The sequence below is a fragment of the Cysteiniphilum litorale genome (genome assembly GCF_003428165.1).
GTDB classification, from domain to species: Bacteria; Pseudomonadota; Gammaproteobacteria; order Francisellales; family Francisellaceae; genus Caedibacter; species Caedibacter litoralis.
Genome location: NZ_QLIQ01000001.1, coordinates 247,757 through 260,078 on the forward strand (window position 1 = coordinate 247,757; position 12,322 = coordinate 260,078).

Consider the following 12,322-nt stretch of genomic DNA (forward strand, 5'->3'; position numbering starts at 1 on the left):
TCATATGAAAAAACGACTTGAAAACAACGAACAAATAGGAGGTAAAATGCACAAAACAATAAGTTTTATTAAAACCGAATATGGCGTTATTTTGCCCATCATCCTCTTTGTTCTATTAAATATGGTTTTTTTAGGTCTGGACCCATATAACATTAGCCACTTTGCCACAGCAGCAACAACATTCGTTATCTTTGCTGTAATGCTCGTTTGCGCCTTTAATGTGGTTAAACACGCGGATTGGTTAGCTGAAAAATTTGGTGAACCCTATGGTACCTTAATTCTAACCCTTTCTGTTATCTCAATTGAAGTAGCATTAATTATCACCATGATGTTGATTGGCAAAGGGGACCCTACCCTTGCCCGAGACACGATGTTTGCCGTAATTATGATTGCCGTTAATGGCTTTGCTGGACTTAGTCTATTAACAGGAGGTATAAAACACAACACACAAATGTATAATACCGAAGGTGCTAGTATTTATATTTCTTTACTTATTCTTTTATTAACAGTCTGTTTAATACTCCCTAATTACACCGTTGCCACAGATGCGGGCACGTTTAACTTAAGTCAATCAATTGTCGTGATTATTGTTTGTGTCATCCTTTATGCGGTATTTCTAGTGAAACAAACGGTAACACATAAAGACTATTTTCAGTATAAGCATGATGGCGATAGTGATGAGGAACACCACAGCCCTATGGGCTCAGTACTCTATCATGTCATTATGTTACTCCTTGGTCTTGTCGTGATGATCGCCTTATCAAAAAACCTTGCCAGTTTTCTTGAGTTTAGCATTCAAGAGGCAGGACTTCCCAGTAAGTTAGGCGGTTTTATTATCGCGCTTTTAGTATTAACCCCAGAGGGAGTGAGCGCTATTCAAGCTGCTTATAAAAATCAATTACAGCGCTCTATCAATCTATGCATGGGCTCTGCGGTTGCTACCATTTGCCTTACCGTGCCATCGGTACTTGTCATAAGCCTTGTCCTTGGTCAACCATTAATTCTTGGATTAAATAGCACATCAATTGTGATTATGGTGCTAACCTTTTTAATTGCTTTAGTTACCTTTACCTCACGACGCACCAGTGTCTTTAATGGGATGGTTCTTCTGAGTGTCTTTATCGTTTACTTTGCGTTGATTTTCGATGTCGCTCAACCTTTGTCTCAATTATAAATTCATCCAAGAAGCAATTCTCTAACAAATTTAAAACAATCTATCAGAGGAAATTTGCAAATTGCGATAATTTGCTCTAACCTTTCCACATGAGACAAACTTTGGAGTATTACCATGGGATTTATATCAGTCAGACTTCCTGAAGAATTTGTTAATGAAACGAAGGGTTTTGCAGAAAAAGGTTATCGCACAGTACCGCAACAAATTCTATATTGGGCAGAACTTGGCAGACAGCAAGAGCTACGAAACTGGCAACTTGAAAAAATGAGACTCGGCTTACAACAAGCCAAGAATGCTCAGATTGCCACAGAGCACGATGTTTCACGAGTATTTAGTAAATGCAAAAAATAAACTGGTCACTTGAGGCACTTAACGACTTTGAAGACTATGTCGATTGGTATTTAAAATATGCTGATGAAGTTGTGGCTCTGCGTTTTATTCAAAGTATTGAAAGTGCTTTGAAGTATATTTTATTAAATCAACATGCCTCACGTATGGTAAGTGAGATTCCCGAGTTAAGGGAATATATTGTCTATGACTTCCCTTTTTTAATTTCTTATTGGATTAAAAATCAAGACGAAATCATCATTACTTCTTTTCTACATCAAAAAATGAAAAAGTAAAAAAGTAAAAAAGTAAGCTACTGTATATTTTCTTAGGTGATATACTGTTGACATTAATTAGCACGATACCTTTATTTGTTAATGTCAAAAAACAAACATAGCAAAAGCAGCAAACGCTGGCTTGATGAACATCATAATGATCATTATGTTAGCCAATCTAAAAAAGATGGTCTAAGATCACGCGCAGCTTACAAACTCATGGAATTACAGCAAAAAGATAAGCTATTCAAACCAGGCATGACCGTTGTTGATCTGGGTGCAGCTCCTGGTGGTTGGTCACAGGTTTTAACGGATTTTGTTGGTTCTGAAGGCAAGGTGTTTGCCTTGGATATTCTCGAGATGGATCCTTTGCCTGATGTGACCTTTATTCAAGGAGATTTCACCGAGGATGAGCCATATGAAGCCTTAATGCAATTAACTGAAGGTGAGTCAATTGATTGGGTGATCTCTGATATGGCACCAAATATGAGTGGAAATCGCAATACCGATCAAGCCGGATCAATGTATCTGGTTGAATTGGCACTTGATTTTGCCGATAGCACATTAAAATCACGTGGTAATTTCTTAGCTAAAGTTTTCCAAGGTGAAGGCTTTGATCCTTTTGTAAAGGCAGTTCAAGAGCGTTTTCAAAAAGTCGTTATTCGTAAACCTGATGCATCTCGTGCGCGCTCACGCGAAGTCTATGTGATCGGGTTTAATAAACGTTAAAGGAATTATTCATGGGTCATAGACTGTCAAAAATTTACACCAAAACCGGCGACAAAGGTACTACTGCCCTCTCAGATAATATTCGTATTGATAAATGCGAACCGATTATTGAAACCATTGGTCAGATTGATGAGTTAAACGCCGCCATTGGTGTGATTGTCGCCTTTTCAAGCAACCTTGACATAAACAACCAACTACAAAATATTCAACATCATTTATTCAATATTGGTGGCGAGCTATCGTTTCCTCAATTTAGCCAACTAACGGATCATGCTGTTACCGCACTTGAAATCCAAATTGATCATTGGAATGAGTCTTTACCACCTTTGAAAGAGTTTATTTTACCTGGTGGTTCACAGTGTGCGGCTTTAAGCCATCAAGCACGTACCATAGCACGTAAAGCAGAACGCCACTATGTTGCCTTGATCCAAGATCAGACAAAAGCGCATAACCTACTTATTTTAAGTTTTTTAAATCGCTTATCTGATTATTTATTTGTGTTGGCACGTTTTTTTAATCAATTAGATCAGCATGATGAAGTGTTATGGAAGAGCCATAGAAGTGATAAAACACAGGAAAAATTATGAAAATTATTATTTTAGGTGCCGGACAAGTCGGCAGCTCACTGGCTAAGAATTTACAAAAAGATCATAACATTAGCGTCGTGGATGAAAGAGCCGAACGACTAAGACATATTCAAAATCACTTTGACGTCAAAACGATCTGTGCTCGGCATCACACCCCAATATTCTTGAAGAAGCAGGTGCTAATGATGCGGATATGATTATTGCGGTAACTAATAATGATGAAGTTAATATCGTTGCTTGTCAGATCGCCTATAGCCTTTTTAAAATCCCAACGAAAATCGCGCGTTTACGTAACAAGAACTACGCGCGCTATCCGCAAATTTTTAATAATGACAATATCCCAATTGATCTTATTATTAACCCCTCTGAGTTAGTTACTCAACGCTTGGTGCGTTTAGTTGAGCACCCTGGCAGTTTCCAGATTGTTGATTTTGCTAATGGGCGCTTGCAGTTAGCAGGGAGTGAAATTGCCGAGGACTCACCACTTCATGGCATGAGCATTCGTGAGTTTAGACAAGAGCTTCCTGATATCGATGCGCGTGTTGTTGCTATTTATCGCAAAAAACAAAACTTACTTATATCCGCTGATGCCGTTTTGCAAAAAGAAGATGAAGTATTCTTTATTGCTGAGCGAATTAATATTCCTGCGATTTTACGTGAATTTCAACCGCAACAAACTGCGTGCCGTAAGCTCTTTATCGCTGGAGGTGGCAATATCGGTATGGGACTTGCTAAGAAGCTTGAGAATGATTATTTGGTTAAAATCGTTGAGCGCAACTATGAGAACTGTCACTTAGCCGCTGAGACACTAAACAATACCACGGTACTCTCAGGGGATGCCTCGGATGCTGAGCTATTAAATGCCGAGAGTATTGATGATACCGATCTTTTTTGTGCGGTAACCAATGATGATGAGGCAAATATCATGTCAGCAATGCTTGCTAAGAAAATGGGGGCTAAAAGTACCATTGCTCTTGTTAATAGCTTAAGCTATGCGGCTTTAGTTGATGAAACACATACCATTGATCGCGCGATTTCACCACAGCGAATCACCATTGGTGTAATTCAAACTTATTTACGCAAAGGTGATATGCTAAATATCTATTCACTCTATGGCGGGCACGCCGAAGCCTGTGAAATTGTCGTGCACGGCACAGCTGACAGCTCACCAATTGTCGGTAAGAAAATCAGTGAACTAAACTTACCAAAAGCGATTATTATTGGCGCCATCGTGCGCGATGACACCGTATTAGTTGCGCATGATCATTACACGATTGAGTCAGGAGATCACGTTATTGTCACGATCACGGATCTTGATCATGTCTATACGATTGAAAAGCTTTTTCAGGTATTGCCGGTTTTTCTATAATCCTTTATTACATTTTTTTTCATCTACCCACTTTACATCAGCCACATTTTCACCTAAATTATATAAATTATTTTTTATATAAAAATTTATGGATTTATAATGAGTGATATTGATGAACTTATTTTGACGAGAATTGCTGATGTGTGTCATATCATGGGCGATGCCAACCGTATGCGCATTTTATTCCTATGTGCAAAAGAGGCTACACCGGTCAATCACTTTGTTGAAAAGCTTGGCGTGTCTCAGCCTCTGGTTAGTCATCATTTGAAATTAATGAAACAACAGCGTTTGATTAAAGGTGAACGCCAAGGCAAACAAGTGCTCTACTCCTTATACGATGAGCATGTTCATTGCATTTTACAAGATATGTATAAACACTGGTCGGATGAAACCCATTAATAGAATAAAGGGGAAACAAAATGTTTGAATATAAAATTTATGGCATGGACTGTTTGGATGAAGTCTCTGTGGTGAAACGAGAGCTTCTGCCTTATGTTAAAGATGAGAACCTTTTACAGTTTAACCTGTTGAAAGGCAAGCTCATGATCCACAATCAAACACAACAATTTACACAAGCTGAGATTGAAAAAAGGCTCAAAGCGACAGGCTACCAATTTATCAGTTGGCAACAATATGAAATCAAACAACAAACCAATAGCGAAAGCTTTCGGCAAAAGCATATGCGCAGCCTATTAACACTGATTTGTGCACTATTTTTAATCATAGGCTTTGCTATCCATGGCAGTTATCATGGATTTTTGGATGCTCTTATTGGTGAGCATGGTGCAGCAACTGCCCAACCTGTTAGCTCAATTATTTTTTATGTTTTGGCATTAATCGTTGGTGGCTTTTTTATTTACCCTAAAGCATGGGCAGCATTAAAACGTATACGTCCTGATATTAACCTTTTGATGACCATCGCTGTGATTGGTGCGATATGTTTAGGTCAATGGTTAGAAGCTGGCATGATTGTCTTTTTATTCTCCATCGCTTCATTGCTGGAATCATGGAGTGTTGGCAAGGCGAGAAAAGCGATTCAATCATTACTAGAAATAGCACCCGATACTGCGAATGTTTATTGTTCACATCATAAAGATATCGATGTTAAGAAGGTTGAAGAAGTTAATATCGGCGCCACAATCGTTATCAAACCGGGTGAGCGTATCCCTTTAGATGGCGTTGTTACAGAAGGTGAAAGCTTTATTAATCAGGCACCTATTACCGGTGAGTCATTACCTGTTGAAAAAAAGCAAGGTGATCCTGTATTTGCTGGTAGTTTAAATGAAGATGGTCTTTTGTATGTCAAAGTGACAAAACTTGCCACTGAATCAACATTATCAAACATTATCCGTCAAGTGGAACTAGCGCAAGCGAATAAGGCAAAGTCCGAGATGTGGGTTGAGCAATTTGCCAAATACTACACGCCTTTGATGATGATATTTGCCCTATTAGTCGCGATTATCCCGCCGTTATTATTTGCTGGCAGTTGGTATAATTGGATTTATGAAGCCTTGGTGATTCTTGTCATCGCCTGCCCTTGCGCTTTAGTGATTTCAACACCTGTGAGCATTGTCTCGGGCTTAAGTGCTGCGGCTAATCATGGCATTTTAATCAAAGGTGGCAGCTTTCTTGAGTTACCCGCGAAGCTTAAAGCGATTGCTTTTGACAAAACAGGGACGATTACCCAAGGCAAACCTGTCATTCAGTCAATTATTAATATCTCAAAAGAGTATAGTGATAATGAATTACTACAACTTGCTGCAGCATTAGAAGAAGGTAATAACCACCCCTTAGCACACGCTATCTTTGATAAAATGGCGGCGCTTAAATTAGCAAAAACCTTTAATGCTTCTAATATTCAAGTGATTAAAGGCAAAGCAATTACAGGACAAATTAATGAGCACAATTACTGGATCGGCAGTCATAAATATTTACATGAAAAAACTGAAATTACAGCAAATTTAAATGCCTTTCATGACCAGATTCTCGCATTAGAAAAAACAGGACATTCGCTATTAATTTTCGCTAACAGCAATCATATCCTTGGCTTGTTTGCTGTTGCTGATAGCATCAAAGACAATGCTAAAGAGACCTTAACTAAACTCAATGCCCTTGGTATTAAAACTGCACTATTAACTGGTGATAATAAGGGTGCTGCACAGTTTATTGCGCAACAAGCTGGACTTGATGAGGTTTACTCTGAGCTTTTACCCGAAGATAAAGTAGCAAAAATCAAAGCCTTACAAACTCAATATCAAACAGTTGCGATGGTTGGTGACGGTATTAATGACGCCCCTGCTTTGGCAACGGCTGATTTAAGCCTTGCAATGGGGGACGCGGGTAGTGATGTTGCAATTGAAACGGCTGATATTGCATTGATGTCTGATGATTTGGCAAAATTGCCATGGTTAATAAAACATGCCATACGTGTTAAAACCATTATTCAGCAAAACATCACCTTTGCTTTAGGGCTTAAAGTAGTCTTTATGGCATTAGCTTTACTTGAACTTGCGAATATCTGGATGGCCATTGGTGCGGATATGGGTGCGTCCTTACTCGTGGTATTTAATAGCTTGCGTTTATTAAAAAGCAAAAGTCAGGATTGATAGTGAATTTGGCGTTGTTTATCGCGGAATGCCTTATGGCATTGCCAAGGAAGTCCCTGCTCATTAACCGCAAACTGCTACAAAGCCATTAAAGGATATGCTACACTTCGACTTCGTTGATGCCATCAAATCAATGATGGCATAGATCTAAAATGGAGCATCTTATGGAAAACTTTATTTATTACAACCCAACTCGCATTTACTTTGGTCAAGGACAAATCACACAATTAAGTCATGCAATTGCCAAAGATCAAAAAGTATTGTTAATCTACGGTGGTGGCAGCATTAAACAAAATGGTGTTTATGATCAAGTAAAAACAGCATTAGCTGACCATCAAGTGACTGAATTTTCAGGCATTGAACCAAACCCTGAGTATGAAACCTGCCTTAAAGCAGTTGAGCTCATCAAACAAAATAAGATTAATTTTGTATTAGCTGTTGGTGGCGGCTCAGTCATTGATGCCACTAAATTTATCGTTGCAGCCGCTAAATTCAAAGGTGATGCATGGGATATTTTAGCCAAACATGCTGATATTACTGGCGCTGTACCTTTTGGTTGTGTGTTAACACTGCCTGCGACAGGCTCTGAAATGAACTCAGGATCTGTTATCTCGCGTCGAGCGTTGAATAAAAAACTTGCCTTTATGCATGAGAAAGTATTCCCTGTTTTTTCAATTCTTGATCCAGAAACAACTTATACCCTACCAGCAAGACAAGTTGCCAATGGTGTTGTCGATGCCTTTGTCCACGTGATGGAACAATATTTAACTTATCCGCAAAACGCCCAATTACAAGATCGCTTTGCTGAAGGTATTCTCAGCACGTTAATTGAAGAAGGTGAAAAAGTACTGACTCATCCTCATGACTATGATGTACGTGCTAACATTATGTGGGCAGCAACACTTGCATTAAATACACTGATCTCTCAGGGTGTTAAAACCGATTGGGCTACACATATGATTGGGCATGAATTAACCGCCTTTTATGGTTTGGATCATGCACAAACCCTTGCAATCATTCTGCCAAGCATTATGGAATACAAAAAGGATAAAAAACAAGCCAAGCTGATTCAATACGCTGAACGCGTCTGGCAGGTTGATAAAACACTTGATGCTGAAACAAAAGTGCAAATTGCTATTGAGAAAACACGCGCCTTTTTTGAAAAAATGGGTAACCCAACCAAAATTAGTGCTTACCAACTGTCACAAGATAAATTTGACGATATTATTAATAACCTCAAAGATAATGGTCTTACCGCATTGGGAGAGCATGCGGATATCACGCCTGAAGACAGTTTAAAAATCTTGCAAATGAGTTACTAAATAATAGTGCGTATATAATACAAATCCTCAGCTCCGCCCTTGCGGGATTGCTCGTGTGGCATAGGCTGCGCGGGTGAGGGGTAATTGAATTTATTTTCTTTCACTTATCAACACATCCTGCTAAAATTCACCCACTAATATCATACTTATTTATCAAAAAATCAAAAAATGAAAAGATCCAAACTAATCAATACAGCTTTACCTATATTCGTTGCAACAACAGCCTTAGCAATAAGCGCTTGCTCATCAAATACTGGCTTAGGCAATTACAATATTAATCAAGCGATGAGTTCAATGCCTACAAAAGTGAAAACACAAACCACTGATTTTAAATTTTATTTTGGTAAAAACTCAGCTCCTGCAGGCGCTAAAGACTTAGGTGAGATTACAACAAGCCGACGCGCTAACGCCTTTGCCAAAGATCCTGTTGCTTCTTGTAACTGGGTATTCTACTCAGCCCTTCTAAGCTTAGAAAGCCAAGCCAAAGAAATGGGTGGCGATGGCGTTGCTAATATTCAATCGAATTGGAAAAATAACACAACATCAAGCACAGATACTTATGTGTGTGAAAATGGCTTATGGATGTCAGGTGTCGCTTTAAAAGGTAACGCCATCAAGCAGTAAGTCTTTATAGCTTCCTGACACAAATAAACCGATGTGGCATCTCTTTTTGATCCTCTAATACGTCAAATCCTGCTTCAATAAATAATTGATGTAAATCCAGCTGATGGAACGCCTTAACAAAGGGTTCATTCAGCTTGCGCGCTAACAATTTGAAATAAACACCTTTCATCCCGTGGTCTTTACATAATTGCCACGTTTTATCTTGATATTGCAGCGGCGATGGCTCAGCAATAACAAACACCCCACCCTTTTTAAGCACTCGTGAAGCTTCTGCGATAAGTTGTTTGATATATCTTGGTGGGATTTCATGTAACACATAGCATGCACTTAATCCATCAAAGCGTTTATCAGCAAATGGCAATGACTCAGCTACACCTTGAATAAACTTTATCTGTGGGAAATCTAACGCCGCATGTTTTAATAAATAAGGACTTGGGTCAATCCCCCAAATATCGTGGGCACCTTGTTGATAAATCGCGTTGCTAGTTTTACCACCGCCACAACCAATATCTAACACGGCATGACAGTCTTTTAGATAATATGCTATTTTTTTGCGTATGGGATCAACTTGATTAAGCATCGCAATATCAAAGCCTTTGATATAACCACGAGTTAATAGCTTAGAATAGTTCCCGCAAGGAATATTATGAAACTCCTGTAAAACATACTTAGGAACAGGCATTTCCTGCAATAGTTTTTCATCTAAACGCACAGATCTATTTTTTGGATAAAAAACTGCCTTCACTAAGGTAAGCCAAGCCATTGGTGATTTAAAATTTAACTCATCAACCCAGCTTTTAGGTAAATCCAATTCATCCCAATTTTGGATTTCAGGATCTAAGAAAGCTTTATTATCAACTTGCTGCATGGTTAAAAATCACACATTCAACAAATTATAAAGAATCGCTTGACGCATAAATACGCCATTTTTAGCCTGTTGAAAATACCATGCATATTGAGTGGCATCAACCGAATTGCAAATCTCTTGCACGCGCGGCAGTGGATGCATCACAATCAAATCATCATGTGCGCTATTGACCAACATATCCGCCGTCAGCACATAATCCATTGTATGCCCATCTTCTTCGGAAAAACGCTCTTTTTGCAAACGCGTCATATATAAGACATCAACCACAGAAATGACATCAACTAAGTTTTCAACACAGTGTACGGCTATGTTTTTATTTTTAAGTTGAGCTAAAATTTCTTCTGGAATTTGCAATGCCTTTGGTGCCACATAATATATTGTAATATCATGATAGTTTAATAATGCATAGCTTAATGAATGCACGGTGCGACCATAACGCAAATCACCAATCATCGCGATTTTTATACCATCAATCTGTCCAAATTTTTGCTCTATCGTAAAAAGATCAAGTAAGGTTTGTGAAGGATGTTCATTAGCACCGTCTCCGGCATTCACCACAGGGATATGCGAAATATTTGCAGCGATTTGGGCACTGCCTGCTTCAAAATGACGCATCACAATCGCATCAGCATAGCCATTAAGCATTTGGATGGTATCGCTTAAGCTCTCGCCTTTCTTACCAAAGGAAGTATTATGTGCATCAGCAAAACCAATGACTTTAGCACCTAAGCGATGAATCGCTGCTTCAAAAGATAAGCGCGTACGTGTTGACGCTTCAAAAAAGCAGCTGGCAATAACCTTGTCACTCAAAGTATTTATAAGCTTGCCATGCTCGGCATCATGCGCAAGCTTCATCAGTTGATCAAAATCATCCCGTTTTAAATCTTTGATACTGACAAGGTGCTTTGTTGTGTTATTGGCTGTAGATAATATTGTCTCAAGCATATTATGTCCCTTCAGGTGTTAATTACTTTAATTACTCTATGCATATCAGGCAAACAGCGCTATCCTATCAAGAAAAAATAACAAGGTATATTAAAACATGTTTCCCGTTGCATTGACTGGTGGTATTGGTAGCGGTAAAACAACAGTTGCTCATCTTTTTCATGAACTGCATAACATTGATATTATCTGTGCGGATCAAGTCGCTAGAGAAGTTATCCTATCACCCAAAGTCATTGAAGCCATTGTTGATGAGTTTGGCGATACAGTAATGACTAACGGTATGATTGATAGAAAAGTCTTACGCAGTATTATCAGTCAAGACACATCAGCACGCACTTGGTTAAACAATCTCATGCATCCGATTATTCGTCAGCAGATTGAATTAAAACTCTCAAAAAGCCAATCCATCTATACGATCATAGATATTCCACTTTTGACAACTGCAACACTTACTAATTACCCCTATATTAAAAAAATCATCTCGATATGCGCATCTATGGAAACCAAACTTGATCGCATTACAGCGCGTGACAACCAGACAACGTCACAAGCTTTATTGATGATTCAAAGCCAAATTAGTGATGATGAGCGTCGCACATTTAGTGACTTTATCATTAAAAACGATGGCGATATTTCTGAGCTGACACCACAGATTAATGCTATTCATCACAGCATATTGTCATTCTTAAACGGCACTTCCTGACAGGCGATAATATCTAATTCTCGTGGATAACCCACTTCAATTAAGTACAAACCTTGAGGGGGTGCCGTGATACCTGCTTGCGTGCGATCTTTTGCACCTATCAATGCTTTGATCCAATCGGGTGATTTTTTTCCTAAACCCACCTCTAGCATTGATCCAACAATATTTCTGACCATGTGGTGCAAAAATGCATTTCCTTGAATATCAAAAATAATAAACTGACCATGCTCGATAAAATGCGCATGCTGAATATTGCGCTTAGCACTTATTGATTGGCATTGTGATGAACGAAAAGAGCTAAAATCTTTCTCACCGAGCAAATACGCACAAGCTGTGTTCATTTTGCTTATATCCAATGACTGATTAATCCAAGTTACTCGCTCATGCCATAGTGCACTCGATGTTTTATTCTGATAGATCACATATTGATAGCGTCGATATAATGCACTAAAGCGCGCACTGAAGTCCGCATCAACCTCATAAGCAGCAGAGACACTAATATCATTGGGCAAATGTGTATTAACACCCAACACCCATGCTTTTTCTTGCCTCACTGCTGAAGTTGAAAAATTTACCACTTGCGCCGTGGCATGTACACCAGTATCCGTTCTACCTGCGCAGACCACCTCAACCGATTCATTGGCAATAATGGATAAGGCTTTTTCTAAGCGCTCTTGTACACTGTCGCTATGATTTTGGCGCTGCCAACCACAGTAATTGGTGCCTGCATATTCAAGTACCAACGCATAATGTTTTAACATCGTTTAATAGTTTAAATCAGTATTCACGAAGA

Annotated in this window: 13 protein-coding genes and 1 pseudogene; 11 read left to right on the forward strand and 3 right to left on the reverse strand. The window is 38.9% G+C overall.

What is annotated here, in order from left to right; all coding sequences use genetic code 11:
* Positions 1-46 precede the first annotated feature (46 nt).
* From DNJ75_RS01110 to DNJ75_RS01155, 10 genes and pseudogenes are all read left to right on the forward strand, one after another.
* Positions 47-1,174, forward strand: coding sequence for a calcium:proton antiporter (locus tag DNJ75_RS01110; protein WP_117001322.1), 1,128 nt, complete (start codon positions 47-49; stop codon positions 1,172-1,174).
* A 114-nt stretch (positions 1,175-1,288) separates the two neighbouring features.
* Positions 1,289-1,525: a hypothetical protein gene (locus DNJ75_RS01115; RefSeq protein ID WP_117001323.1), complete on the forward strand. Its 237-nt coding sequence runs from the start codon at positions 1,289-1,291 to the stop codon at positions 1,523-1,525.
* Complete coding sequence (locus DNJ75_RS01120) at positions 1,513-1,797, forward strand: type II toxin-antitoxin system RelE/ParE family toxin (protein WP_117001324.1); 285 nt, start codon at positions 1,513-1,515, stop codon at positions 1,795-1,797. Before DNJ75_RS01115 ends, DNJ75_RS01120 begins: the two co-directional genes overlap by 13 nt.
* 81 nt (positions 1,798-1,878) lie before the next feature.
* On the forward strand, positions 1,879-2,505 hold the full coding sequence (gene rlmE / locus DNJ75_RS01125) for a 23S rRNA (uridine(2552)-2'-O)-methyltransferase RlmE (protein WP_117001325.1): 627 nt from the start codon (positions 1,879-1,881) through the stop codon (positions 2,503-2,505).
* A gap of 11 nt (positions 2,506-2,516) precedes the next feature.
* Positions 2,517-3,092, forward strand: a complete 576-nt coding sequence (locus DNJ75_RS01130; protein WP_117001326.1) for a cob(I)yrinic acid a,c-diamide adenosyltransferase — start codon at positions 2,517-2,519, stop codon at positions 3,090-3,092.
* A gap of 59 nt (positions 3,093-3,151) precedes the next feature.
* Positions 3,152-4,461, forward strand: a pseudogene (gene trkA, locus DNJ75_RS01135) (Trk system potassium transporter TrkA); the annotation flags it as partial.
* Between the two features lie 99 nt (positions 4,462-4,560).
* Entirely contained in the window at positions 4,561-4,860 is a 300-nt protein-coding gene (locus DNJ75_RS01140; protein WP_117001327.1) for an ArsR/SmtB family transcription factor, read from the forward strand.
* A 20-nt stretch (positions 4,861-4,880) separates the two neighbouring features.
* On the forward strand, positions 4,881-7,067 hold the full coding sequence (locus DNJ75_RS01145) for a heavy metal translocating P-type ATPase (protein WP_117001328.1): 2,187 nt from the start codon (positions 4,881-4,883) through the stop codon (positions 7,065-7,067).
* A 164-nt stretch (positions 7,068-7,231) separates the two neighbouring features.
* Positions 7,232-8,389, forward strand: a complete 1,158-nt coding sequence (locus tag DNJ75_RS01150; protein WP_117001329.1) for an iron-containing alcohol dehydrogenase — start codon at positions 7,232-7,234, stop codon at positions 8,387-8,389.
* Positions 8,390-8,557: 168 nt separating this feature from the next.
* Entirely contained in the window at positions 8,558-9,013 is a 456-nt protein-coding gene (locus DNJ75_RS01155) for an excinuclease (protein WP_117001330.1), read from the forward strand.
* Between the two features lie 4 nt (positions 9,014-9,017).
* On the opposite strand, the gene DNJ75_RS01160 is transcribed toward DNJ75_RS01155, so the two are convergent.
* Both DNJ75_RS01160 and pyrB read right to left on the reverse strand, forming a co-directional pair.
* Positions 9,018-9,881, reverse strand: a complete 864-nt coding sequence (locus DNJ75_RS01160; protein ID WP_117001331.1) for a class I SAM-dependent methyltransferase — start codon at positions 9,879-9,881, stop codon at positions 9,018-9,020.
* 9 nt (positions 9,882-9,890) lie between these two features.
* The gene (pyrB, locus tag DNJ75_RS01165; protein WP_117001332.1) at positions 9,891-10,826 is read right to left on the reverse strand and encodes an aspartate carbamoyltransferase; all 936 of its coding nucleotides are present in this window, start codon (positions 10,824-10,826) and stop codon (positions 9,891-9,893) included.
* A gap of 97 nt (positions 10,827-10,923) precedes the next feature.
* Here pyrB and coaE point away from each other — a divergent pair, with 97 nt between their 5' ends.
* On the forward strand, positions 10,924-11,529 hold the full coding sequence (coaE, locus tag DNJ75_RS01170; protein WP_117001333.1) for a dephospho-CoA kinase: 606 nt from the start codon (positions 10,924-10,926) through the stop codon (positions 11,527-11,529).
* On the opposite strand, the gene truA is transcribed toward coaE, so the two are convergent.
* Positions 11,493-12,290 carry a tRNA pseudouridine(38-40) synthase TruA gene (gene truA / locus DNJ75_RS01175; protein WP_117001334.1) on the reverse strand — a complete coding sequence of 266 codons (798 nt, stop codon included), beginning with the start codon at positions 12,288-12,290 and terminating at the stop codon, positions 11,493-11,495. The genes coaE and truA overlap by 37 nt on opposite strands.
* Between the last annotated feature and the right edge of the window lie 32 nt (positions 12,291-12,322).